At 65.6% G+C, this 23586-nt stretch carries 22 protein-coding genes; 15 read left to right on the top strand and 7 right to left on the bottom strand.

Annotated features, from left to right (window positions below; genetic code table 11):
* Positions 1-1167, bottom strand: coding sequence for an acyl-CoA dehydrogenase family protein (locus U5A52_RS36555; protein WP_321938936.1), 1167 nt, complete (start codon positions 1165-1167; stop codon positions 1-3).
* Positions 1168-1227: 60 nt separating this feature from the next.
* Positions 1228-1698: a MaoC family dehydratase gene (locus U5A52_RS36550; protein ID WP_321938935.1), complete on the bottom strand. Its 471-nt coding sequence runs from the start codon at positions 1696-1698 to the stop codon at positions 1228-1230.
* 310 nt (positions 1699-2008) lie between these two features.
* Here U5A52_RS36550 and U5A52_RS36545 point away from each other — a divergent pair, with 310 nt between their 5' ends.
* The 11 genes from U5A52_RS36545 (at position 2009) to U5A52_RS36495 (ending at position 14785) form a co-directional block, all read left to right on the top strand.
* Positions 2009-3316: an MFS transporter gene (locus U5A52_RS36545; RefSeq protein ID WP_321938933.1), complete on the top strand. Its 1308-nt coding sequence runs from the start codon at positions 2009-2011 to the stop codon at positions 3314-3316.
* A gap of 71 nt (positions 3317-3387) precedes the next feature.
* The gene (locus tag U5A52_RS36540) at positions 3388-4722 is read left to right on the top strand and encodes a CaiB/BaiF CoA transferase family protein (RefSeq protein ID WP_415774109.1); all 1335 of its coding nucleotides are present in this window, start codon (positions 3388-3390) and stop codon (positions 4720-4722) included.
* A 96-nt stretch (positions 4723-4818) separates the two neighbouring features.
* Complete coding sequence (locus U5A52_RS36535; RefSeq protein WP_321938929.1) at positions 4819-5655, top strand: IclR family transcriptional regulator; 837 nt, start codon at positions 4819-4821, stop codon at positions 5653-5655.
* Between the two features lie 365 nt (positions 5656-6020).
* A complete protein-coding gene (locus U5A52_RS36530; protein ID WP_321916566.1) occupies positions 6021-6968 on the top strand; it encodes a chemotaxis protein in 948 nt (315 codons plus the stop codon).
* A 213-nt stretch (positions 6969-7181) separates the two neighbouring features.
* Positions 7182-8618: a DNA-binding protein gene (locus U5A52_RS36525; RefSeq protein ID WP_321938927.1), complete on the top strand. Its 1437-nt coding sequence runs from the start codon at positions 7182-7184 to the stop codon at positions 8616-8618.
* Between the two features lie 317 nt (positions 8619-8935).
* Positions 8936-10171 (top strand): ABC transporter substrate-binding protein, encoded by a 1236-nt coding sequence (locus U5A52_RS36520; RefSeq protein ID WP_321938925.1) that lies wholly within the window; start codon positions 8936-8938, stop codon positions 10169-10171.
* Between the two features lie 85 nt (positions 10172-10256).
* The gene (locus tag U5A52_RS36515) at positions 10257-11468 is read left to right on the top strand and encodes an ABC transporter substrate-binding protein (RefSeq protein ID WP_321938923.1); all 1212 of its coding nucleotides are present in this window, start codon (positions 10257-10259) and stop codon (positions 11466-11468) included.
* A 28-nt stretch (positions 11469-11496) separates the two neighbouring features.
* On the top strand, positions 11497-12369 hold the full coding sequence (locus tag U5A52_RS36510; RefSeq protein WP_321938921.1) for a branched-chain amino acid ABC transporter permease: 873 nt from the start codon (positions 11497-11499) through the stop codon (positions 12367-12369).
* Positions 12370-12374: 5 nt separating this feature from the next.
* Complete coding sequence (locus U5A52_RS36505; protein ID WP_321938920.1) at positions 12375-13364, top strand: branched-chain amino acid ABC transporter permease; 990 nt, start codon at positions 12375-12377, stop codon at positions 13362-13364.
* Positions 13351-14091: an ABC transporter ATP-binding protein gene (locus U5A52_RS36500; RefSeq protein WP_321938918.1), complete on the top strand. Its 741-nt coding sequence runs from the start codon at positions 13351-13353 to the stop codon at positions 14089-14091. Before U5A52_RS36505 ends, U5A52_RS36500 begins: the two co-directional genes overlap by 14 nt.
* A complete protein-coding gene (locus U5A52_RS36495; protein ID WP_321916480.1) occupies positions 14084-14785 on the top strand; it encodes an ABC transporter ATP-binding protein in 702 nt (233 codons plus the stop codon). Before U5A52_RS36500 ends, U5A52_RS36495 begins: the two co-directional genes overlap by 8 nt.
* Positions 14786-14788: 3 nt before the next feature.
* Here U5A52_RS36495 and U5A52_RS36490 read toward each other — a convergent pair whose 3' ends face one another.
* From U5A52_RS36490 to gtdA, 4 genes are all read right to left on the bottom strand, one after another.
* Positions 14789-15997, bottom strand: a complete 1209-nt coding sequence (locus U5A52_RS36490; protein WP_321938916.1) for a 3-hydroxybenzoate 6-monooxygenase — start codon at positions 15995-15997, stop codon at positions 14789-14791.
* Positions 15998-16033: 36 nt separating this feature from the next.
* The gene (gene maiA, locus U5A52_RS36485; RefSeq protein WP_321938915.1) at positions 16034-16684 is read right to left on the bottom strand and encodes a maleylacetoacetate isomerase; all 651 of its coding nucleotides are present in this window, start codon (positions 16682-16684) and stop codon (positions 16034-16036) included.
* 29 nt (positions 16685-16713) lie between these two features.
* Positions 16714-17412, bottom strand: a complete 699-nt coding sequence (locus U5A52_RS36480; RefSeq protein ID WP_158762985.1) for a fumarylacetoacetate hydrolase family protein — start codon at positions 17410-17412, stop codon at positions 16714-16716.
* 95 nt (positions 17413-17507) lie between these two features.
* Positions 17508-18557, bottom strand: coding sequence for a gentisate 1,2-dioxygenase (gtdA, locus tag U5A52_RS36475; protein ID WP_321916564.1), 1050 nt, complete (start codon positions 18555-18557; stop codon positions 17508-17510).
* A 156-nt stretch (positions 18558-18713) separates the two neighbouring features.
* On the opposite strand from gtdA, the gene U5A52_RS36470 reads away from it, so the two are divergent.
* Positions 18714-19652, top strand: a complete 939-nt coding sequence (locus U5A52_RS36470; RefSeq protein WP_321916473.1) for a LysR substrate-binding domain-containing protein — start codon at positions 18714-18716, stop codon at positions 19650-19652.
* A 70-nt stretch (positions 19653-19722) separates the two neighbouring features.
* Positions 19723-20196, top strand: a complete 474-nt coding sequence (locus tag U5A52_RS36465) for a Rap1a/Tai family immunity protein (protein WP_321938913.1) — start codon at positions 19723-19725, stop codon at positions 20194-20196.
* A 33-nt stretch (positions 20197-20229) separates the two neighbouring features.
* Here the strand turns inward: U5A52_RS36465 and U5A52_RS36460 are convergent, their stop codons facing one another.
* The gene (locus U5A52_RS36460) at positions 20230-20634 is read right to left on the bottom strand and encodes a rhodanese-like domain-containing protein (RefSeq protein WP_321938911.1); all 405 of its coding nucleotides are present in this window, start codon (positions 20632-20634) and stop codon (positions 20230-20232) included.
* 102 nt (positions 20635-20736) lie between these two features.
* Here U5A52_RS36460 and ftrA point away from each other — a divergent pair, with 102 nt between their 5' ends.
* The gene (gene ftrA, locus U5A52_RS36455) at positions 20737-21720 is read left to right on the top strand and encodes a transcriptional regulator FtrA (protein WP_321938910.1); all 984 of its coding nucleotides are present in this window, start codon (positions 20737-20739) and stop codon (positions 21718-21720) included.
* Positions 21721-22032: 312 nt separating this feature from the next.
* Entirely contained in the window at positions 22033-23532 is a 1500-nt protein-coding gene (locus U5A52_RS36450) for a SulP family inorganic anion transporter (RefSeq protein ID WP_321916464.1), read from the top strand.
* The last annotated feature ends 54 nt before the right edge of the window (positions 23533-23586 follow it).

Below are 23586 nucleotides of genomic sequence, written 5' to 3'. Positions count from 1 at the left end.
TTAGCGCAGCCCGAGGCCGCGCGCGATCATGCCGCGCAGGATCTCGCGCGTGCCGCCGCGCAGCGAGTACGACGGCGCGATCTTCGTCACGTAGTCCAGCGTATCGGCAAGCTCGCGGGGCACGGCTTGCTGCGGTTGCGCGCCGAGCGCGTCGCCGATCAGCGTGGGCACGCTCTGCTCGAAGCTGGTGCCAAGGTCCTTCACGAGGGCGGCCTGGGTGGCGGGGCTTGCGCCGTCGGCAAGCGCGCCCGTGACGGCGACGGACATCGCTCGCAACGTGGCCAGTTCGGTCACGAACGCGCCGAGCGTGCGGCGCTCGCTTTCGCCAACCGGCGTGCGGGTTGCGCGCGCGGCTTCGCGCAGCGTATGCGCCCATTCTTCCAGCAGCACGATGCTCGAATAGATGCGCTCGGGACCGCTGCGCTCGAACGCCAGTTCGGCGGTGACCTGTTCCCAGCCCGCGCCTTCGGTGCCGATCAGCGCGCTCTCGGGCAATTCGACATCGTCGAACGTGACTTCGGAGAAATGCGCGTCGCCGGCGAGGTCGCGGATCGGCGCGACATGCACGCCTGGCAGCGATAAATCGACGATCAGTTGCGAAAGCCCGCGATGGCGGTCTTCGGGTACGCCCGAGGTGCGCACGAGGGCAATCATGAAATGCGAATGCGGCGCGTTCGTCGTCCAGACCTTGCGGCCCGAGAGGCGCCAGCCGGTGGCCGTGCGCTCGGCGCGCGTGCGCACGCTCGCGAGATCGGAGCCCGCGTTCGGCTCACTCATGCCGATGCAGAAAAACGCTTCGGCCTTGCAGATGCGCGGCAAGTAGAACGCTTTCTGCGCTTCGGTGCCGTAGCGCGCGATGAGCGGGCCGCTTTGGCGGTCGGCAATCCAGTGAGCCGAAACCGGCGCGCCGGCCGCGAGCAGTTCTTCCACGAGCACGAAGCGCGCGAACGGACTGCGGCCGCCTCCGCCATATTCGCGCGGCAGCGTGAGGCCCAGCCAGCCTTGCGCTGCGAGCTCGCGGCTGAAGTTGGCGTCGAAACCTAGCCACGAACGCGCGCGTACGGCGGGCGGCACGCCTTTGAGCGCTTGCGCGAGAAATGCGCGCACAGGCGCGCGCAAGGCTTCGTCTTCGGGGGGAATCGTTCTGAGTGCGAATGGGTCGTTCATAACGTGCTGCGCGTTACAGCGCAGTTCCTGGCAGTGCGAAGTCGTCGGGCGCTTGCGCGCTCATTCGGGGCGGCCGGCGAGCATGCGCTTGACGGTGTACGAGAGCACGAGTTCGTCGCGCTGATTGAGTACTTCCACGCGGCTCGTGACCACGGCGCGATTGTGCTTCGAGGTGGGCTTCACTTCCTCGACTTCCACCACGCCGCAGATCGTGTCGTTGACGAGGACCGGCGCGTGCGCCTTCATCGAAAACTCGAGCATGGCGAGGCCGGTGCCCTGCACCATGGTCTGAAACAGCAAGCCTTCGATCAGGCCGCTCGTGAGTGCGCCCGGCACGGGGCGGCCGCTCATGGCGCCGTGTTCGAAATGCGCGTCGATGAAGATCGCCTCCAGCATGCCGGTAGCCGAAATGAAATTGACCAGATCGGTTTCCGTCACCGTGCGCCGGAAGGTGCGAAAGCGCTGACCCGCTTGCAGCTCCTGCCAGTAGAAGCCGCGTCCGAGCAGTTGGGCGTCCTCGTGTGTCGTCATGCCTGTCTTCCTCCAGTGTTGGATGGCGCGTTGCGCCGGTATCGTGTTCCGATTCTAGAATCGTGTTTCGATATCGGCAACACTGTTCGAATATCGGAACAGCATGGTCGAGTTGTGAAGGTGCAATAAGCTATTGTTTACAAGGAGAAATAGACTATAAATTGGGCGTTTCGCGGGTATACGCCAGGCGTAGCGTTCGTTCGACATTCGGAATCCAGTGCTACATTCGGAACCCGTGACCGGTTCCGCCGGCCGAGCAGCCAGAACGATTCGAATAAACCTGAAAACAGGAATCAAGGAGACAAGCTGGATGAACGCCAACCCCGAAATCGCGCAGGCAGGCGCGGCAGCCGAAGCGGTGCCGCGACGCACGGCCAGCGTCATATTCGCCGGCAGTGTCGGCAACGTGGTGGAGTGGTTCGACTGGTCGGTGTACACGACCTTCGCGATCTACTTCAGCAAACAGTTTTTCCCCGCCGAGAACGACACGGCCTCGCTGCTCGCGACCTTCGCCGTATTCGCCGTGGGCTTCTTCATGCGGCCGCTGGGCGGCTGGGTGATCGGCGGCTTTTCAGACCGCTTCGGGCGGCGCGCCGCACTCACGCTCACCATCATGATGATGGCGGGCTCCTCGTTGCTGATCTCCGTGCTGCCCACCTATGCGAGCATCGGCGTGCTCGCGCCGGTGCTCATGACGGTGCTGCGCATGGTGCAGGGCCTCTCGGTCGGCGGCGAGTACGGCGCGGCCACCACGTTCCTCGCGGAATCCGCGCCCGCGAAGCATCGCGGGCTGTATGGCAGCTTCCTGTTCTTCAGCATCGCGGCGGGCCTGCTGCTCGCTTCCGCGCTTGCCAGTGTGATGACGAACGTCATGCCGAAGGAAGCGCTCGTCGCTTGGGGCTGGCGTATTCCGTTCTTCATCGGCGGCTGCGGCTCGCTCGCGGGCTTCTGGATGCGCCGCAACGTGGGCGAAACGCACGCGTTCGAGCAGCTGCGCCGTTCGGGCCGCATCGAGCGCCGCTCGCTGTGGTGGACATGGACGCAACATCGCACGGCTGTCCTGCGCCTCGTGGGCATTAGCGTGCTGGGTGCGTTCAGCTTCTACCTCTTCATCAGCTTCATGCCGATCTACGCGATCCGCCACGCGGGCGCAACGCCGGCCGACGCGTTTCTGGCGAGCACGCTCAGCATTGCCGTCTTCATGATCGCGCAGCCGTTTTTCGGTGCGTTGTCGGACCGTTTCGGGCGGCGTCCGCAATTGATGGTGTTCGCGCTGGCCTATCTCGTGTTCCTGTATCCGGTCGTGCGTGCGATCGGACCGAGCATCACGTCGATGCTGCTCGTCGAATGCTTCGGGCTGCTCACTTACGGACTCTATTCGGCCATCGCGCCCGCGATCATGGCTGAGCTGTTCTCGACCGCGGTGCGTGGCATCGGCATTGGCGCCGCGTACAACCTCGTGGTCGCCTTGCTCGGCGGCACGACGCCGTATCTCATGACCTGGCTGCAATCGCAGCAGCGCGAAGGCTGGTTTCTCGCCTACGTGTGCGCAGGCGCGGCCGTGAGTCTTGTTGCTTACTGGCGCATGCCCGAAACGGCGGGCAAGCCGCTCGAATGAAATTGCGCGCGCGCCGCGCGCATGAACGTGCAGTTCCGCACTCCAGGCAGAGGTCATTTCACATGCAGCAGATGAAAGCAGCATCGCCATCGCAGTCGACGAAAACGCAGGCACAGCAACAAGCGCAGCAAAAGCGCGGCCGCCCGCTGGAAGGCATACGGGTGCTCGATCTTTCCCGCGTGCTGGCAGGGCCGTGGTGTACGCAGAATCTCGCCGATCTCGGCGCGCAGGTGATCAAGATCGAACGGCCCGGCCCGGGTGACGAAACGCGTGCGTGGGGACCGCCCTATCTGCGTGACGAAGCGGGACGCGACACGGTGGAGAGCGCGTATTACCAGTGTGCGAACCGCGGCAAGCTTTCGATGGCGGTGGACATCGCCGCGCCCGAAGGTGCCGCGCTGATTCGCGAACTGGCGCGTCAGTGCGACGTGCTGGTGGAGAACTTCAAGGTGGGCGGCCTGAAGAAGTACGGGCTCGACTATGAGAGCCTCGCGGCGCTCAATCCCGCGCTCATCTACTGCTCGGTCACGGGGTTCGGTCAGAGCGGGCCGCTCGCACACCGCGCGGGGTACGACTTCCTCATTCAAGGCATGGGCGGCCTCATGAGCGTGACGGGCGAGCCCGACGAAACGCCCGGCGGCGGTCCGCAGAAGGTCGGCGTGGCGGTCACGGATCTCATGGCCGGCATGTATGCGACGACAGGCGTGCTCGCCGCCGTAATCGAGCGGCAGCGCAGCGGCCTCGGACAGCACATCGACATTGCGCTGCTCGACTGCCAGCTGGCGATGCTCGCGAACCAGTCGATGAACTACCTTTGCTCGGGCGAGGTGCCGCGGCGCCTGGGCAACGCGCATCCCAACGTCGTGCCGTACCAGACCTTCGCGGCGAGCGACGGTCATCTGATTCTCGCGTGCGGCAACGACAGCCAGTTCCGCTCGCTGTGCGGCGCGATGGATCTGAACGAACTTGCGGCGGACCCGCGCTTCGCGACCAACAGCGCGCGCAGCGTGAATCGCGCGCTGTTGCTGCCGGTGCTCGAAAAGGCGTTTCGCACGCGTACGCGCGATGCGTGGATCGCCGCGCTCGAAGCGTGCGGTGTGCCGTGCGGGCCGATCAACGACGTGGCGCAGGCGTTCGGCTCCGAGCATGCGCGTGCGCGTGAATCCGTGCGCCGCATTGCGCATCCGCTGGCGGGCACGTCGCCGAGCGTGGCGAGTCCGCTGCGCCTGTCGGCCACGCCCGTGCAATACGACGTGCCGCCGCCCTTGCTCGGCGAGCACACGCACTCGCTGCTCGGCGATCTACTCGGGCTCGATGCGGCGCACATCGACACGTTGTGCGCGAGCGGGGCGATCGCCACTGGCGCGCGAGTGCACACGCGCGGCGAGCATGAGGAAGCCGTTTGAGCAGGCAACGGCGATACCGTCATGGACGGTTCGCCTCTCTTTTGAGGGCAGGGCGGCATGTATAATTTTTCGCACCGTTCAACCGTCAATCGATCCATGGCGCACCACCCCGAAGACCGCGAACCGGGCACCGAATCCACCGCGTCGCCCGGGCCGCGGGCCACTACGCGCATCGTGCAGGTGCTGCGCATTCTCGCCGACCATCCGCAGGGCGCCACGCTCACCGAACTGGCGGACTTGAGCGCCACGCCGAAAACGAGCCTGCTCGCGCTGCTGCGCGCGCTCACGCACGCGCACTATCTCACGCATAACGGCGGTAAATACGCGCTTGGCGTGGAAGCCTTCAAGCTCGGGGCGGCCATCGTCGCGCAGCGGCGCTTTCCCGAAATCGCTCGCCCGGTAATGGAGCGCCTCGCACTCGAGGCGGGCGAAACGATCCTGATCGGTCAGCTCGCGAGCGACCGGCCTTCCATGGTCTACGTGATGTCGGCGGAGAGCCGCAGCGCGATCCGCTTCATTGCGGGCATAGGCGAGCGGCGCGAGCTGTTTTCCTCCTCGGGCGGGCGCGTGTTGCTGGCCGCGATGAGCGAGGCGCAGCAGGCCGAGTATTTCCGCACCGCCGAGTTGCGTGCCCACACGCCGGTCACGCGCACGCAAAAGCGCGAGCTGAAGGCGCTTCTCAAGGAAGTGGCCGAGACCGGCGTGGCCGTCACGGTCGAGCAAAGCTCAGCCGATGTGGTGGGCTTTGCCGCGCCGATACGCGACGAATCGGGCACGGTGATCGCAGCGCTCGTGATGGGCACGCCGGTAAGCCGCGGCGTGCCGGGCATGGAGCGCTTCAAGGCGCTGATCGCGCGCGGCGCGGTGGAAGTGTCGGCGCTGCTTGGGTATGCGGGACCCAGTACTTTGGCGTTTTCAAAGCCGGCGGCATAACCCGGCTCGCCTGATCGCATGTTGGCTGCCCGATGATCGGGCAGCCATTTGTCTAATCAAATAATTGATTTGGATAACGAAGTTATTGCCGGCTTTTACCCGTTGATCTGTCACTTACAACGAGATAAACGCGTAAACCGCCTCAAGCTCGACGCGTTTGAGCCGTTAGTAGGGGAAAGCTCAGATGTCACGTGAAAAAGCAGCCGTGCCGATGGACGCGGGGTCGCCGCGCGCCGACATTAAGGTCCGGCTCGCCGGCTGCAAATTGTCTCCCTCATGCGCCGGAGACCCGCACCGAGACAAGCCGGATGACCGGTTCCCGAGCCGGTTCGCGACAGAACATTACGGAGTGCAAAGTGAAGTCAATGCAACAACATGGCGTGGATGAGCGTACCACCCTGACGAGCAATAACCGGCTCGAACTGCTCCTCTTTCGCCTGGGTTCGGCGCGCAAGGGCGCGGCGCGCGGCCTTTACGGCATCAACGTCTTCAAGATTCGCGAAATCGCGACCATGCCCGAACTCACGCCCATTGCGGGCTCGCCCGAGCATCTGGCCGGTGCGGTGGATATTCGCGGCCAGATCATCCCGGTGATCGATATCGGCTCGATGATCGGCTCTGTCTCGGAGAAGCCGCCCGGCATTCTGCTCGTGACCGAGTTTTCGCGCGGCACGCAGGCGTTCGCTGTGGAGGAAGTGGAGGACATCGTCCGGCTCGAATGGAGCGAGGTGCTGAGCGCCGAGTCGAGCGGCACGACGGGCTACGTGACGGGCGTGGCGCGCATCAATCCGGGCACCGAAAACGCGCGTCTGGCGCAGTTGCTCGACGTCGAGCAGATCATGCGCGACGCCTTCCCCGAGCAGCATACCGAAGTGGGCGCCGACGCCGTGGGCGAAGCGGTGCGCCTCGCGGGCGGCCGCATTCTCGCTGCCGACGACTCGGGCTTTGCCCGTGCGCTGATCGGCCAGGCGCTCACCGCGCTCGAAGTGCCGCACGTGATTGCTCACAACGGCCAGGCCGCATGGACGATCCTCCAGCAGATGGCCACCGACGCGCAGAACGAGGGCATTCCGGTTCGCGACAAGGTGTCGCTCGTCATCACCGACCTCGAAATGCCCGAGATGGACGGCTTTATGCTCACACGCAAGATCAAGGCGGACCAGCGATTGAAGCACCTTCCCGTGCTCATCCACTCGTCGCTTTCGGGCAGCGCGAATGAGGCGCACGCGCGCAACGCGGGCGCGAATGGCTACGTCTCCAAGTTCGCCCCGGCGGAGCTTTCGGCGGCGATCCGCAAGGCGCTGGCAGCCTGACCTGGACTACCCAAACGGGCGCGCGCCGGGCGCCGTCACTGCCCCGGCGGCGCCGTTCCGGGTGGCCGCGCCGGTTTGACGCGAAAGCGCTTCGGCCGCCGCAATTCCATGAACACCCCCCCTTAAACCCGGCTTTTCCATCGATTAACCGGGGGGTGGTTGGCTGACAATCTCTAGAAACGCGGGGTGGGCTCGCACTTTCTCGAGGCAGATATGTCAAGCAGCATTACGATCACGGACGAACTGGTTGCGGAAATCGCGGAACGGATGGCCGACGAGGGCCAGAAGGTTTCTCCCATGGCCATTTGGTCCGAAGTGCATACCGGCTCGGTGGTCGCAGTTGCTGCGTCGCTGCGCAAGTGGCGCGAAGAGCGGGCCCCGCGCGTGCAGCAGGTCGTGGAACGCCCGGCGTTGCCGGAAACTGTGACGGACACGATGCGCGACGCGCTCGACCGTCTGTGGACCTCGGCGCAGGACGAGGCTGAGCGCGCCGTGGCGCGCCGGCTGCAGTCGATGCGCGAGCGCGTCGAAGACGCCTGCAACGAACGCGACAATGCGCTCGAAGAGCTGCAGACCACCGTCCAGGAGCTCGACGCCCTGCAAGTCCAGCTGGACAAGATGACGCGTGCCTACGAGACGAAGACCGACGCCGGGTCGGGTCTGGAAGAAGACATCGCGAGCGCGGTGCAGCGTGCCGAGGCAGCGGAAAAGCGCGCCGAGGAACTGGCGGAGCGCGTCTCGACCCTCGAGGCGGAACTTGAGCGCGCGGTCGCCGAATTGGCAGCCGAGCGCGAGGCGCATGCGAGCCAGGCCGCCGAAGGCGCGGCAGGCGAAGCCGCAGCCGCGGAGGCGGCCGAGCAAGCCGAGCCTGCCGTCTCGACCGAACATGAAGAAGCGGAGCGCGCCGCGCTGGACGCGGCTCATGCAGAGGCCGTTGCGAAGCTCGAAGGCGAACTGGAGGCCATTCGCGCCGCGCTGCAGGCCGAGCAGGAAGCCCACGCGGCCCAGCGCGAACAGGTCGCCGGTGCGCAGGCCGAACGCGACGCCGCCGCAACCGAACTGCAGAACGCCCAGCAGCAGCTCGCCAGCCTGAGCGAAGAGCGCACGGCCGACGCTTCCGAAATTGAACGTCTGACGGCGAGCTTGACCGAAGCGCAGGAGCGCGCCGAAGCCGCACAGCAGCGCGCGACCGAACTGGCCGAACTGGGCGAATTCGCCAATGCCGCGGCGTCGAGCGAAGCGGCCGAGGGCGCAGCCGAGGCAGAGACGGCCGCCGCCGACCCGGAAGAAGTCGAGGCGCTGAAGGCCCAGCTTGCCCACGAGACGGCAACGCACGCCGCCGCGATTACCGATGCACGCGAGAACATCAAGCGCTGGTCCGAGTACGCAAACGGTCTGAAGCAGCAACTGGCCCAAGCCAACGAAAAGGCGATCGTGGGCCTTGCCCGCAGCGCAGGCGAAGCCTCGCTGAGCCGCCGCCTTGCCGCCGAGCTGGGCCAGGTCGCGCCGGAGCATGACCTGCTGCGCAAGGAGGCCCAGCAGCAGGTGGTCGTCGAAGCGGTCAGCGCTCATCTGGAGCAACAGGGCTATGCCTACGACGCCAAGACCGGCATGGTCTCGAAGCTGGCCACTGAAAACGCGCCGGCCTGAGCGCATCCATAGACCGTCCGTTTGACGGCGCACACCCTGTGTAGTGCGCCGAGCCGTTCCCCAAGACCGCTGCCTGAGTGCAGCGGTTTTTTTTCGCCCCTCCTCAATGGCTCCGCCGGCTGCGCGTGCCCACGCATCGGGACAAATGCCGACTTCCAGCCAGCCGAACGCCCGCTTTCCCGAAAACGAATTGTTGGCCCCGCCCGGCTGAACCACACTGGCACCTGTCCAGTAGTGGCGCGTACAGGCGAATCAGACGGCCGCCGCGCAGCAACACGCCAAAGTACACAAAAGCCCCGGAAGGCAAAGGAGGAGACATGACGCGACTCAAGACGCGCGCGCAGCACGCGGGCATCGGCAAATCCGCACGTGTGCGGCCCGCGCGGGCGCGCCTGCGCAACGCGCTGGCGGCGGCACTGGCCATCGCCCTCGCGCCGTCGCTTGCGCACGCAACGGAATGGCGCGTGGGCGTGGAGCTGCCGCTCACCGGCGCGCTCGCGCAGGCGGGCACAGAGATGTACCGCGGCATCCAGGTGGCGGCCGACATCTACAACCGGCGCCATCCGCAGGACAAGATCACGCTCGTCGCCGTGGACGACGAATCGAACCCGGCCAAGGCCGTTGCCGCCGTCGAACAGCTCGCCTCGCAGCATGTGGTCGCGATTGCGGGCGCGGCCAATTCGAACTGCGCCGGCCCGGCGTCCGAAGCCGCGAACAAGGCCGGGCTCGTCTACGTGACCTCGGGCGGCACCAGCGACGACATGGTCACGCGCGGCCTGAAGAACTTCTTTCGCGTGAGCAACACGCCCGGCTACACGAAGGGCATGGTGGGTCTCTTCAACTCGCTGGGCGTGAAGTCGGTCGCGATCCTCTACTCGACGAAGGACGCGACGAGCGACCTCGCCAAACAGCTCGACACGGCGCTCAAGGCCCAGGGCGTGAAGACGTTCCTGCATGCCTACGATCCCTCGATCAGCGACTTCAAGCCGCTCATCAACAAGGTCAAGCTGCAGGACAAGCCCGACGCCATGGCGATGCTCGGCTACGAAAACGATTACGTGGGCATACTGCGCGCCTCGCGCGTGCTCAAGCCCGACCTGAAGGCGATTGCGGCGCCATGGGCGTTCGCGAGCCCGAAGATGGCGCAGTCGTTCCCCGACCTCGTGCCCAACGTATACGGCGCGACCGTGCTGTCCTCGCCGGCTGACTACCGCTCGGCGGACCAGCGCGACTTCTCCGACACCTACCAGCGGCTCTTCAAGACCACCTCGAACTATCAGTCGCAGACGTCGTTCGTCTACGCGCAACTGCTCTTCGACGCGATCGCCTCCGCGCAGAAAGCCGGCACGCTCGACAAGGGCGGTCTCGCCGACACGCTGCGCGCCACGCAGCGCGACGACACGTTCCTCGGCAAGGTGGCGTTCGACGCGCGCGGCGACAACACGAACTACGTGGCGCACATGGGCCAGTTCGCGCACGACGGCAAGCTCGCGCTCGTATGGCCCGCCAACTACGCAACGGCGAAGGCGGTCTACCCGGGCGTGCCGTGGTAAGCAAAACATAGAACAACGAAACAGGGCGAGCGCCGCGTATGAACGGCGCCGCTACCTATCACCGAGACTAAGGTTTGGAGGTTCGATGGTCCGCTTCGCTACTCGCAGCAAGCCGCGCGCCCTCGTGCGCGCGCTCTTTCGCATCGGCGCGGGGGCGGCCAGCGCCTGCGCGCTGCTCGCCCACACGCCCGCCGCATTTGCCGACACGCTGCCCGTGGGCGTGGAGTTGCCGCTGACCGGGTCGATGGCGCGCGCAGGCAACGCGCAGCTCGAAGGCATTCGCCTCGCCGCCGATCTCTTCAACAAGGGCAGCGGCAAACATAAAGTGGCGCTCACCGTGGTCGACGACGAGGCACAGCCCGCGAAAGCTGTTTCCGCGGTGGAACAGCTCGCCTCACAAGGCGTGCTCGCCATTACGGGGGGCTACGGCTCCAATTCGGTGAGCCCGGCTTCTGAAGCGGCCGACAAGGCCGGCGTCGTCTATATCACCTCGGGCGCCGTGGACAGTGCGATGACCTCGCGCGGCCTCAAGCATTTTTTCCGCATCGGACCCGCATCGGGCTATTCGAAGGCCGTGGTGGGGCAGTTGAACGCCATGGGCGTGAAGTCGGTTTCGATTGTCGCCTCGACGAAACAGGCCACCACCGATCTTAGCAACGAAGTCTCCACGCAACTGCGCGCTCAGGGCGTGACGGTGACCGTGCACGCGTTTGACCCGGCGATGACCGACTTCAAGCCGCTCGTGAACAAGGTGCGACTGCAGGACAAACCTGAAGTGCTGCTGATGATCGCGTACGAGAACGACTATATCGGCATTCTGCGCGCCGCCAAGGTGTTGCGCCCGCAACTGAAAGCCGTGATGGGCGCGTGGTCCATCGTCACGCCGAAGATGACCACCGACTACCCGGACCTCGTGAACAACGTGATCGGCTGCGCGATGCTGCCGTACCCCGCGGACTTCGGCACGGCGGACGGCAAGGCTTTCGTGCAGGCGTATCAGGCTGCATATCACAAGGAACCGGACTACCTGGCCGAATTCGCCTATGTGCAATCGCGTCTGCTGTTCGATGCCATGGCGCGCGCGGCCGATGCGGGCACGCTCAAGCAGGACGGCATTGCCGCCGAACTGCGCGCGAAGCCGCACGACACGTTGATCGGCAAGGTGAGCTTCGCGCCGAACGGCGACAACCCCGCGTTCCTGAACAACATGGCGCAGATCCAGGGCAATCGCATCGTGCTCGTGTGGCCGAAGGAGCGCGCCACCGGCAAGCTGAACTACCCCGCGCTGCCGTGGTAATTGCGCGCGCAACGAAGGAGGAGCCGCGATGACGGACCTGTTGCTGCAATCGCTGTATTCGGGCGTGCTCGTGGGCGGCGCGTATGCGCTCGTCGCGCTGGGGCTCGCGCTGGTGTTCGGCTCGATGCGCATCATCAATCTCGCCCACGGCGAACTGGTGCTGCTGGCCGCCTATATCGCCTACACGTTCGAGACGAAGCTCGGTCTCAATCCTGTGTTCGCGATTCCGGTGGCGATTCCCGTGGTCTGCGTGGCTGCGGCGGCTGCGTGGTATCTCGTGAGCCGCATCAAGCGCGACCGCGAGCTGAACTCGCTGATCCTCACCTACGGCATCGGCATCGTGCTGACCAATGCCGTGCTGCTCGGCTGGGGCGCCGACGTGCGCTCGACCGGCAGCGCATGGCTGCAGGACAGCGTGATGCTCGGCAGCCTGCTTTCCATGCGCAGCGAAGTGCTCTCGTTCGGCATCAGCGTGGTGTTGATGCTCGCACTCTGGTGGTGGCTCTCGCGTTCGTGGTATGGCCGCGCCGTGCGCGCGATCTCCAGCAACCGCGACGCGGCGCGCCTGATGGGCATCGACCCGCGCAAGACCGAACTGATCTCGTTCGTCGTCGCGGGGCTGCTCGCTTCGTGCGCGGGCGTGTCGATCTACGCGTCGAGCGCGATCCAGCCTTCCATTGGCGAGGCGCTGACCGTCAAGGCGTTCATCATCACCGTGCTCGCGGGCGTGGGTTCGATTCCGGGCGTGCTGGCGGGCGCGATGCTGCTCGGCATTACCGAGGCGCTCACCGTCACGCTCGCCAGTTCGGCGCTGCAGGAGCTCGCGGGCATGCTGCTGTTCCTGCTCGTGCTCTACGTGCTGCCGAACGGCTTGTTCGGCGTGGCGAAACGAAGGGGATGAGAACGATGTCGACATTGAAAACCACAACGGCCGGGTCCGGCCCGCGCGTGGCCGTGCTCACCGTGGTGCTGGTCGTGCTCTACGCGGGCGTGCCGCTCGTGTTCGGGCAGAACCTGTATCTCATGAGTCTCGCGGTGGCCTCGCTCACGATCGCCGGCGTGGCGCTGGCGTGGGCGCTGCTCGGCAACCTCGGCGGCATGGTGAGCTTTGGGCACGCGGCGTTTTTTGGCGTGGGTTCGTATATTTCCGCACTTCTTACGCTGAAGGCCGGCTGGCCCGTGTTTCCCGCGATGCTCGCGGGCGGTGTGGGAGCCGCAATCGCCTCGCTCGCCATGGCGCCCGCGCTGCGCCTGAAGGGGCCGTACTTCGCGCTCGCCATCCTCGCGTATGCGCAGATCTTCCGCATCATCGCGACCGAATGGTCCGATCTCACCGGCGGCGCGAGCGGTCTCTCGAGCATTCCGGGGCTGCCGAAGGTCGCGGGCTTCGACTTCGGCAGCAAGAGCGGCGGCTATCTCGTCGTGCTCACGCTCGTGCTCGTGTTCGCCGCGATTTATGCGCGGCTGCGCGGCAGCCACGTGGGACTCGCGCTGCGTGCGATGCACGAGTCGGAGGACGCCACGCGCGTGGTGGGCGTGAACAGCGTGATGCTCAAACTCGCCATGCTGATGCTCTCGGCGCTGATGACGGGGCTCGTCGGTGCGTTCAACGCGCACTACATCAACTTTCTCGAACCCGACTACGCGTTCAATGCGAGCTGGGCCGTCGTGCCGATCATCGCGGCGATCTGCGGCGGCTATCGCACCATACTCGGGCCGCTGGTGGGCGCGGTGACGGTTTATCTCGTGGATCAACTCGTGCTCAAGAGCCTGCTGCCAACGGGGCACCAGATCGTGCTGGGCATCCTGCTCGTGGCAATGATCATCGTGAGCCCCGCGGGTCTGACCGCGCTGCGCTTCAAACGTACCCGGCGAGGTGTTTATGCAGCAAGCTGACCAGGCAGCGGAACTGCGCTTGCAGGACGTATCGATCCGTTTTGGCGGGATCACGGCAGTCAACGGTGTTTCGCTGTCGCTCGGCACGCGCGACGTGGTGGGTCTGGTTGGCCCGAACGGCGCAGGCAAGACCACGCTCTTCAACGCGATTTCAGGGCTCGTGCGGCCCACGAGCGGCTCGATCCGCTTCGGCAACGTCGATCTTCTGAAGTCGCCGCTTTATCGCCGCGCGCGTCTTGGCATCGGGCGCACGTTCCAGGTGCCGCAGCCCATGCACGAACTCACGGTGCGTGAGAACCTGATCGTCGCGCAACGCTTCGGCACCGGACGCGTGGACGAGGCGCGCATCGACGAGATCCTCGCTTTCATGGGTCTCGAGGGCAAGGCGCAGCGCGACGCGGCCACGGAACTCGCGCTGACCGAACTCAAGGCGCTGGAAGTGGCGAAGGCGCTTGCCACGGGGCCGAAGCTGCTGCTGCTCGACGAGGTTCTGGGCGGCCTCGAGACCGCTACCAAACGCCGCTTCATGCAAACGCTGCTGGCGGTGCACGAGCGTTACAACGTAGGCATCCTGATCATCGAGCACGATATCGAAACCGTGATGAACCTGTGCCGCCGCGTGTGCGTGCTCAACTTCGGCAAGCTGATCGCCGACGGCCCGCCCGCCGATGTGTTCCGCGATCCGGAAGTCGTGCGCAGCTATACGGGGGAGGCCGCCCATGCTTGAAGTCAGCAGCGCCCGCGCAGGCTATGGCGCGATCAACGTGTTGTGGGACGTTTCGCTCAATATTGTGAGCGGGGAAGTCACGACCATCGTGGGCCCGAACGGCGCAGGCAAGACCACGCTGCTGCGCGCGATCATGGGGCTCGTGCCGCTCGAGCGCGGTCAGATCACCTTCGACGGCGCGCCGCTCGCGGGCGTGCCTACGTGGGACATGGCGCAGCGCGGCATTGCGATGGTGCCCGAAGGGCGCATGATCTTCCGCGACATGTCGATCGAGGAGAACCTGATGCTGGGCGCGTTCGCGAAAACGCGGCGCGCTGGTGCGAAATCGCAGCTCGAAGAGGTCTACGCGCTGTTTCCGTTGCTCAAGGAGCGCCGGGCGCTGCCCGCCGGCACGCTATCGGGTGGTCAGGCGCAGATGCTGGCGCTGGGGCGCGGGCTCATGTCGTCGCCGCAACTCATGCTGATCGACGAGCCTTCGCTTGGGCTTGCGCCCGTCATGGTGCAGGAAGTGTTCGCGATTCTCGAACGCCTCAAGGCTGCGGGGCGCACCATCGTACTGGTGGAGCAGAACACCAACATGGCGTTGCGCCTGGCCGATCAGGTGTATCTCATGCAGGGCGGCAAGGTCACGTTCGCTGCGCGCGCGAAGGACGTGAACGTGGATGAGCTTCACGACATGTACTTCGCGCGCTAGCTTTTACACCGAGCCGGTGTCGAGGCAGTTCTCGGCGTGCCAGCCGTAGAGCCATTGCAGCGAGTCGTAGAACTGGTCCTGGGTGCGGCCCACCCACAGCGCATTGCGCACCAGACGGTCCACGCCCTTCGCGTGGTAAATGCGGCCCATTTCGCGCGCGGAGTAGAGCACACGCGCCGTGCGCGGAATGCGCGCCGCTTCATAGCGCTTGAATGCCTCGACGAAATCGCCATCGGCTGCCTTGACGGCAACGCCCAGCGTGACCGCGTCTTCGAGCGCCTGGCAGGCGCCCTGCGCCATGTACTGCGTCATCGGGTGCGCGGCGTCGCCGAGTATCGTGGCGCGCCCGAAGCTCCATTGTTCGACCGGGTCGCGGTCGGCCGTGGCCCAACGCTTCCACGACGTGGGCCGGTCGAGCATCTGGCGCGGCAGGGCGTCGATTCCCTGGAAGTACGAAAGAACCTCCTCCTTGCTGCCGTCGCGCACGCCCCAGACTTCCTGCTCACGGCTGTGGAAGGTCACGACGAGGTTGTACTGGCGGCCGCCGCGCAACGGGTAGTGCACGAGGTGGCAGTGCGGCCCCGCCCACACCACGGGCGCGTTGATCTGCAGATCCTTCGGCATGTTGTCCACGTCTACCACGGCGCGGTAGACCACGTGGCCCGTCACGCGCGGCTCGTCGCCGATCAACGCCGCGCGCACCGCGGACTTCACGCCGTCGCAGCCGATCACGGCGTCGGCGCTGTAGCGCTCGCCATGCTGATCGATCACGGTTACACCTGACTCGTTTTGCTCGAGCGATTTGATTTGCGTGTCGGTGCGGAACTGGATGAGCGGGTTGTCTTTCACTGCTTCGAGAATCGACAGATGAATGTCCGCGCGATGAATCACGCCATACGGATTGCCAAAGCGCTCGCGAAAGCGCTCGCCCGTTTCGATGCGCGCAACGGGCTTGGCGTTGGTCGCGTCCATGAGCGTGAGCGAGTCGGTGAATACCGCGCGATTGCGCGCCGCTTCACCCGCGCCGAGTGCGTCGAGCGCCGTGAACGCATTGGGGCCGAGCTGGATGCCCGCGCCGATCTCGCCGATCTGCGGCGCCTGCTCGAGCAGCAGCACACGAACGTCGGCCCGCGCGAGCGCGAGCGCCGCGGCCAGTCCGCCGATACCGCCGCCCACCACGATCGCGCTGCGCCTGCCGTTAGAGGTATGCATGTCTTGTCTCCTGAATGATTTGTTTGAGGCGCGTGGCTAGCGGGTGTAATCGGGCTGACGCTGCGGCTCGGCCGCTGCGAATGCGGGGTGCTCGCTAGCGTGCCGATACACAGCCATGCTGCGTTCATAGGCTGAGAGGTCGCAGCCCATACGAAGCGCATTGGCGATTTGCGGCACGAGGCAGCAGTCGGCCAGTGTCGGCGCCGCGCCGAAGCACCATGGTCCATCGTGCGCCGTTGCCGCTTGCGCGAGCAGGCGCTCGACGCCCGCCATGCCTTCTGCGATCCAGTGGCGATACCACGCGTTCTTTTGTTCCTGCGTGACGTCCAGCACGTCCTGCAGATACTTGAGCACGCGCAGGTTGTTGACCGGATGGATATCGCAGCCAATCAGATACGCGAGTTCAAGCACGCGCGCACGCGCTTGCTCCTTGGCCGGAATCAGGCGCGGCTCCGGATAGCGCGCGTCGAGCCAGTCGATGATGGCGAGCGACTGGCCAAGATGGAGGTCGCCTTCGACGATCGCCGGCACCGCCGCCGAAGCGTTGATGTGCTCGACATAGTTCGGCGCGCGATGCTCGCCGGTGCGGATGTTCACGCCGAGATAGTCATGCTCGACGCCCTTGAGCCGCAACGCGATGCGCACGCGGTACGAAGTCGAGCTATTGAAGAAGCTGTAGAGCTGCACGATGGACTTTCCTGTAAAACGGCTGCGCTTCAAACCACCTTGACGGTCAGCTCGCCCAGGCGTTCGACGCCCACCTTCATGGTGTCGCCGGCTTTCACGGGGCCCACGCCTTCGGGCGTGCCGGTGAAGATCACATCGCCCGGTTCGAGGCGGAAGAACTTCGAGAGATACGAAACCGTTTCGGCCACCGACCAGATGAGGTGAGAGACATCGCTCTTCTGTTTCGTTTCGCCGTTCACTGTGAGCCACAGGCCCGCGTTGTCGAAGTGGCCGGCGACGCTTGCCGGATGCACGGGCCCGACCGGCGCGGAAAGATCGAACGCCTTGCCGATCTCCCAGGGGCGGCCCATTTCGCGCATCTTCATCTGCAGGTCGCGGCGCGTCATGTCGAGGCCCACGGCGTAGCCCCACACGTGCGAGAGCGCATCTTCCAGGGCGATGTCCGAGCCTGCCTTGCCGATCACCGCCACGAGTTCGGCCTCGTAGTGGTAGTTCTGCGTTTGCGCGGGATACGGGAGTTCGAGCGTTTGCCCATAGGCCACGGGCACGATGGCGTTATCGGGCTTGCAGAAGAAGAAGGGCGGCTCGCGGTCCGGGTCGAAGCCCATTTCGCGCGCATGCGCGGCGTAGTTGCGGCCCACGCAATACACGCGGCGTACGGCGAACTGATCGGTCGAGCCGGCAACGGCAAGGGCGACGGGCGCCTCGGGCTGAAAAACGAATGCCATGATGGTTGCTCTTTGGGAGAGTGACTAGGTTGATATGGATTGCGAATTAATGGGTAAGCCCGTATCGAATCGGACACGCGCTTGCCACAAAGGCGTTAGCCGATGCGTTCCTCGCGCAGCAGATTGAGCGCGGCGAGCACAGGGCGATCGGAATAGCTGAAGAGCACGGCGTCGCTTTGTGCTTCGAGTTGCACCGGCACCCATGAAGGCGCGACGAACACGTCGTGCGGGTCGAACGTGAAGCGCTCCTCGCCGACGCGCACCGCGCCGTGGCCTTCCACCACGCAATAGACGGTCGAATCGGTGCTGCGGTAGGTCTTACCCTTGAAGCCCGCAGGCAAGAACTGCATGAAGGTCGCCATGGTGGGCATGGGCCAGCCGCCCGTGGCCGGATTCACGTAGCGCAGCTTCACGCCGTCCCAGTTGTCGAGTTCGCCGTTGCGGTAGAGCGTCTCTAGCGCTTCGCGGCTGCGCGCATACGGGTAGCTGAAGATCGGCGAAGTCGGATCACTCACCGTATGGCGCACGGGCAGCATGTTGTGGCCAAAGCGCGCGAAGCTGTCGCCTTCGGGGCGCGCGACGGGCTGCGTGGCCTCGGGGTAATTTTCGGCGAAGCCCGCGTCGAGATGCGCGATCAGCGGAATATCCAGACCGTCGAGCCACACCACAGGCTCGCCGCCTTCCTCGACCGACGGATTGCCATGATCGTGCCAGGTCCACGAGGGCGTGATGATGAAGTCGCCGGGGTGCATGGTGGTGCGCTCGCCGTTCACGGCTGTCCACGCGCCTTTGCCTTCGACGATGAAGCGAAGCGCCGATTGCGTATGGCGATGGCTCGGCGCGATCTCGCCGGGCAGGATCAGCTGCAGGCCGGCGTAGAGGTTGGGCGTCAGGCTCGATTTGCCTGGCAGTCCGGGGTTTTCAAGCACGAGCACGCGCCGGATCGCCTCTTCGGCGCTGATGACCGAGCCCGCCTGCATGACGAGTTCGCGCAGTTGCGCGTACTTCCAGATCGCGGGCAGGGCCTGCGGGCGCGGCGACTTCGGCACGAGGGCGTGCAGCGACTCCCAAAGCGGCGACATGCCGCTGCGCGCGATCTGCGCGTAGTAGGCCGCGCGTTCGGGCGTGACTGCGTTGGCTGACATGCTGGACATGCGAGTCTCCTGTGTTCCGGTGTATTTGTCGGTGCTGCGTTCGTTTCCATTGCCGCTGAACGAATTTATAAGTCAGCAAGCCATATCCGGTAAAATCACAAATTCTTCTTATCCATATGTTTTTGGATATAGCTAGGCGGGGGACACATGGACTGGACACATCGCCTGCGTTTGCGGCACCTGCAGATGCTGCTTTCCGTGGCGCAGACCGGCAATCTGAGCCAGTCGGCCGAAGCGCTCAACACCACACAGCCGGCGCTCTCAAAGTGGCTCAAGGACCTCGAAGCCGACATCGGCTTGCCGCTGTTCGAGCGCCACGCGCGCGGCCTGCGGCCCACGCCCTATGGCGAGGCGCTGATCGAGCACGCGCGGCGCATCGAGGGCCACCTCGACAGCGCGCGCGACGACATGGACGCGCTGCGCGAGGGCGGCAGCGGGCTGATCTCGATTGGCACGTCGGGCGTGTCGGCGGCGGACACGGTGCCGCTCGCGGTCGCGCGGCTCATTGAGACGATGCCGCGCGCGCAGGTGCGGCTCGTGGAAAGCACGATGAACCTCATGATGCCGGCGCTCGTGCACGGGGACCTCGACGTCGTAGTGGGACGCGCGGCCAATGCGCAGGTCGACCCGACGCTCGAAATGGAGACGCTCTATCGCGACCCCGTGAACTTCGTCGTGGGGCTCGGGCATCCGCTAGCGAAACGCCGCAAGCTGGACTGGCCCGATTTGTTCGAGTACGCGTGGATCGTCTGGCCGGCGGGCACGCCCATTCGCACGGCGCTCGAAACGGCGCTCGCGGCGGCTGGGCGCAGCATGCCGCGTCACACCGTGGAATCGAATTCGTCGATGCTCAATGTGACGCTGCTGAACCAGACGCGCCTGATCGGCGTGGCCTCGCATCGCGCGGCCGTGCGCTTCGAGCGGCTCAACGTGCTGCGCGTGCTTGCCATGCCGATGCCGCTTGGCAGTTCGGGCGCGGTGGCCATGTACTGGCGGCGTGACAGCGTGAGCCGCGCGGCCGTGGGGCTGGCGCTGGATTGTTTGCGCGAGAGTGCGAATCCGGCGGGGGATGGCGCGGGGCAATGAAGTGAAACGCTGACGAGGGACAACCTGATGCAACCAGCCTGACGTTATGCTGCGCGGCTGGATTTTTCCCATGCATAGTTTCTACCCCGAAATGAAAAAGCTCACCCTCGCAGGATTCGTACTCGCCAATGTGCTGTGCGCCGGCAGCGCGCTTGCGCAGACTCCGTTTCCACAGACGGCCCGGACCGCGGCGACTGCGGCACAGGTCCAGGCTCCGGCCCCGGCCCCGGCCCCGGCCCCGGCCCCGGCACCGGCACAGAACCAGGTCCCCACGATCGATCAGGGCGACGTCTTCCTCGGCGTATGCCAGAAGCCCGAGAATGTCGACGCTTGCGTCATGTATTACGCCGGCTACACGAACGGCGTGCTGGTGCAGTCCCTCGTCGACAAGCAGCGGCCACGGTACTGTGTGCCGCCGAATATCAGCCGCAAGGACCAGCTCGCCGCCGTGACGGCATGGATGAAGCGCAACCTCGATCATGTTCTCGAGCCGACCGCGGCCCTTATCTACAAGGCGCTGGTCGGAACGTTTCCCTGCAAGTAAGCGCGACGCACTTTTACACTGTGCGGCAGGCGCTTATCCCGCCTCGTCGACAGCCAGCTCGAAGCCTTCGTCGAGCCAACCCGTTACACCGCCGATCATCACCTTGACGGGCCTTCCCAACTGCGCGAGCCGGATCGCACCACGCGTTGCCCCATTGCAATGCGGACCGGCGCAGTACGTCACGAACAACGTTTCGGCGGGCCAGGCCGCGAGCTTCGACGCGACGATCTTCCCGTGCGGCAGGTTGACCGCGCCGGGCACATGGCCGGCTGCATAGAGCGCGGGACCACGAACGTCGAGCAGAACGAAATCCGGCGGTTCGTTGCCCGCGAGTGCGGCATGCACATCGGAGCAGTCGGTTTCAAAACACAGCGACGCGGTGAAATGCGTGAGCGCTTGGGCGCTGCCGGCGGCAGGAATGGCGGATACGGTCGACATGAATACGGCTCCTGAGTGGCGCGTTGAGATGGCATCCATTGTGCGAGGCAGGCTGCATGACGAGCCAGTGGCGCGATTGCCAATCTCCGGTAACATTGCGCCATGAATGAATCCACCGATCATCTTGTCGTCGCGCTCGCCTACGACAAGCTGTGTACCTTCGAATTCGGCTGCGTGACGGAATTTTTCGCACTCGAGCGGCCGGAGCTGGACGTCGACTGGTATCGCTTCGCCGTGTGCGCGCTCGAGCGCGGGCCGCTGCGCGCTGCCGGCGGCATCACGGTGCAGGCGCCTTATACGCTCGCGATGCTCGATCGGGCGCAGACCATCGTCATACCGGGCTGGCGCGACGCGGACGAGTTGCCGCCCAAGGCGCTGCTCAAGAAGCTGAGTGCGGCCTACGCGCGCGGCGCCCGTCTTTGCTCGATCTGTTCCGGAGTGTTCGTGCTTGCCGCCGCGGGGGTGCTGGACGGCAAACGCGTGACGACGCATTGGCGCTACGCCGAGCGCCTGCAGCAGCGCTATCCGCGCGTCATCGTGGAGCCGCAGGCGCTGTACGTCGACGAGGGGCAGATTCTGACTTCGGCGGGCTCTGCTGCCGGGCTCGACATGCTGCTTCACCTCGTGCGGCGGGATCATGGCCCTGCGGTCGCCAATCGCGTGGCGCAGCGGCTCGTGGTCGCGCCGCATCGCGAAGGCGGACAGGCACAGTTCGTCCCGCGCCCCATGCCGCCCGACGAGGCCAGCCGTCTCGCGCAACTGATGGACTGGGTGCGGGCGAATCCGAAGCGTGAGCACAGTGTCGAGTCGTTGGCCGCCAGGGCCTCCATGAGCCCACGAACGCTGCAACGGCAGTTTCAGGAGGCAACGGGCATGGGGCCGTATGAGTGGGTCTTGCGTGAGCGCGTGGCGGTTGCGCGCGATCTGCTCGAGTCCCGGCCTCGCCTCGCCATCGCACGTATTGCCGAGCTTGCGGGATTCGGTTCCGAAGAATCGATGCGGCGGCACTTCAGGCGCATCGCGCTGACGAGCCCGAGCGCATACCGGGCGAAATTCGGTGCGCGCACAGCTAACGGGACTGCGTGAGGCATTGCGGGCGTGACCGTCACGCCTGCGCGTATTCGTCGATTTCGTCTGCGAGCGGCGCTTCAAGACGGCCCGTGTTTGCTACCCGCAAACCCGCGCGCTCGCCGGCGACCGTACGGCAATCATGCTAGGATGCGGCCTTTCGTCCGTCCGGACCGCGCCATGGCGCGCGTGCGCCTGCACGGGCCTCCTGAAAGCGGCGCCACACCGCCGCTTCGCGCGCCGAGCTTTCCCCGCCGCCTTTCGAGCCCACGCGCCGCGTGGGGCGTGGTAACGACATCCAGCCAATCTGCCGCAAATCCCTAACGCTTCATGGAATCCGACCGTTCCGGCTCGCGCCGCTCTTCCCGCTTTTCGTCGCTGCGTAGCGAACTGCTCGCGGGCATCACGTCGTCGTTTGCGCTCGTGCCTGAATGCATCGCCTTTGCGCTCGTCGCGCGCGTCAATCCGCTCGCGGGCCTGTACGGCGCATTTTTCATCTGTACGATCACGGCGCTGTTCGGCGGCCGGCCCGGGATGATTTCGGGCGCGGCGGGGTCGATGGCCGTGGTGATCGTCGCGCTCGTGGTTCAGCATGGCCCGCAGTATCTGTTTGCCACGGTCGTGCTGAGCGGCATCGTCATGGTGCTGTTCGGGGCGTTGCGCCTCGGCAAGCTGATTCGCATGGTGCCGCATCCGGTGATGCTCGGCTTCGTCAATGGCCTCGCGATCATCATTGCGCGCGCACAGTTCGAGCACTTCAAGGTGCCCGGCCCGCAGGGGCCGCAGTGGATGCACGGCCCGGCGCTCGCGCTGATGGCGGGGCTCGTTGCGCTCACCATGGCGATCGTGTACGTGCTGCCGCGCGTGACGAAGGCCGCGCCGCCCGCGCTCGTGGCGATCGTTGGTGTGGGGCTTGCCGCGCAGTGGCTGCACCTGCCGGTGCGCACGCTCGGCGACATGGCGCACATTGCAGGCGGCCTGCCCACGTTTGCGCTGCCCGCCGTGCCGTTCGACCTCGCCACGCTGAAGATCGTGCTGCCCTACGCGGTACTGATGGCGATGGTGGGGCTGCTGGAGACGCTCCTCACGCTCAACCTCACCGACGACGTGACGGCCACGCGCGGCCGCCCCAACCGCGAGTGCGTGGCGCTCGGCGCGGCCAACGTCGCTTCGGGCCTGTTCGGCGCGATGGGCGGCTGCGCGATGATCGGCCAGACCGTCATCAATCTCGGCTCGGGCGGTCGCGCACGCATCTCGGGCGTGACGAGCGGCGTAATGATCCTGCTCTACATTCTTTTCCTTTCGCCGCTGATCGAGCGCATTCCACTCGCGGCGCTGGTGGGCGTGATGTTCGTGGTGGCTGCGCAAACCTTCGCTTGGGGCTCGCTGCGCGTGCTGCACAAGGTGCCGCGCAACGACGCCGTGGTGATCGTTGCGGTCACAATCATCACCGTGTGCACGGATCTCGCGACGGCGGTGCTTTGCGGCATCGTGATCGCATCGCTCAATTTTGCGTGGCAGCATGCGCGCGAGTTCCGCTGCGAGACACGCGACACCGCTGCGGGCGAGCGCGTGTACGTGCCGCGCGGTACGCTGTTCTTCGCCTCGGCCACGCACTTCCAGATGTTGTTCGATCCGCAGAGCGATCCCGCGCACGTCACGATCGACTGCGCGCATCTGCATGTGGCGGACCATTCGGCGATCGCCGCGCTCGAAGCGGTGCAGGGGCGCTACGAGCGCGCGGGCAAGCGGGTCGTATTCGCGCATCTTTCGCCGCGTTGCAGCGGCTTGCTGGCGCGCGCGGAGGTGGAGGTGCGGGTTTCCGTATGATGTGCCGAAGGCGGGGATACCCCGCCTTTTTTGTTTATGCTTGCGCGATGCGAT

Source organism: Paraburkholderia sp. J8-2 (assembly GCF_905220195.1).
Classification (GTDB): Bacteria; Pseudomonadota; Gammaproteobacteria; order Burkholderiales; family Burkholderiaceae; genus Paraburkholderia.
The sequence above is the reverse complement of the archived record's forward strand: the minus strand, read 5'-3'. Positions and strand labels throughout refer to the sequence as shown.

Excerpts from the sequence above, each read along its gene's own strand:
- U5A52_RS36495 (WP_321916480.1), top strand. The coding sequence starts at position 14,084 with ATGCTTGAAGTCAGCAGCGCCCGCGCAGGCTATGGCGCGATCAACGTG.
- U5A52_RS36530 (WP_321916566.1), top strand. The coding sequence starts at position 6,021 with ATGCAACAACATGGCGTGGATGAGCGTACCACCCTGACGAGCAATAAC.
- U5A52_RS36550 (WP_321938935.1), bottom strand. The coding sequence starts at position 1,698 with ATGACGACACACGAGGACGCCCAACTGCTCGGACGCGGCTTCTACTGG.
- U5A52_RS36480 (WP_158762985.1), bottom strand. The coding sequence starts at position 17,412 with ATGGCATTCGTTTTTCAGCCCGAGGCGCCCGTCGCCCTTGCCGTTGCC.
- U5A52_RS36520 (WP_321938925.1), top strand. The coding sequence starts at position 8,936 with ATGACGCGACTCAAGACGCGCGCGCAGCACGCGGGCATCGGCAAATCC.
- U5A52_RS36510 (WP_321938921.1), top strand. The coding sequence starts at position 11,497 with ATGACGGACCTGTTGCTGCAATCGCTGTATTCGGGCGTGCTCGTGGGC.
- U5A52_RS36540 (WP_415774109.1), top strand. The coding sequence starts at position 3,388 with ATGAAAGCAGCATCGCCATCGCAGTCGACGAAAACGCAGGCACAGCAA.
- U5A52_RS36505 (WP_321938920.1), top strand. The coding sequence starts at position 12,375 with ATGTCGACATTGAAAACCACAACGGCCGGGTCCGGCCCGCGCGTGGCC.
- U5A52_RS36555 (WP_321938936.1), bottom strand. The coding sequence starts at position 1,167 with ATGAACGACCCATTCGCACTCAGAACGATTCCCCCCGAAGACGAAGCC.
- U5A52_RS36525 (WP_321938927.1), top strand. The coding sequence starts at position 7,182 with ATGTCAAGCAGCATTACGATCACGGACGAACTGGTTGCGGAAATCGCG.
- U5A52_RS36490 (WP_321938916.1), bottom strand. The coding sequence starts at position 15,997 with ATGCATACCTCTAACGGCAGGCGCAGCGCGATCGTGGTGGGCGGCGGT.
- U5A52_RS36500 (WP_321938918.1), top strand. The coding sequence starts at position 13,351 with ATGCAGCAAGCTGACCAGGCAGCGGAACTGCGCTTGCAGGACGTATCG.
- gtdA (WP_321916564.1), bottom strand. The coding sequence starts at position 18,557 with ATGTCAGCCAACGCAGTCACGCCCGAACGCGCGGCCTACTACGCGCAG.
- U5A52_RS36515 (WP_321938923.1), top strand. The coding sequence starts at position 10,257 with ATGGTCCGCTTCGCTACTCGCAGCAAGCCGCGCGCCCTCGTGCGCGCG.
- U5A52_RS36450 (WP_321916464.1), top strand. The coding sequence starts at position 22,033 with ATGGAATCCGACCGTTCCGGCTCGCGCCGCTCTTCCCGCTTTTCGTCG.
- U5A52_RS36465 (WP_321938913.1), top strand. The coding sequence starts at position 19,723 with ATGCATAGTTTCTACCCCGAAATGAAAAAGCTCACCCTCGCAGGATTC.
- U5A52_RS36460 (WP_321938911.1), bottom strand. The coding sequence starts at position 20,634 with ATGTCGACCGTATCCGCCATTCCTGCCGCCGGCAGCGCCCAAGCGCTC.
- U5A52_RS36535 (WP_321938929.1), top strand. The coding sequence starts at position 4,819 with ATGGCGCACCACCCCGAAGACCGCGAACCGGGCACCGAATCCACCGCG.
- U5A52_RS36545 (WP_321938933.1), top strand. The coding sequence starts at position 2,009 with ATGAACGCCAACCCCGAAATCGCGCAGGCAGGCGCGGCAGCCGAAGCG.
- U5A52_RS36470 (WP_321916473.1), top strand. The coding sequence starts at position 18,714 with ATGGACTGGACACATCGCCTGCGTTTGCGGCACCTGCAGATGCTGCTT.
- ftrA (WP_321938910.1), top strand. The coding sequence starts at position 20,737 with ATGAATGAATCCACCGATCATCTTGTCGTCGCGCTCGCCTACGACAAG.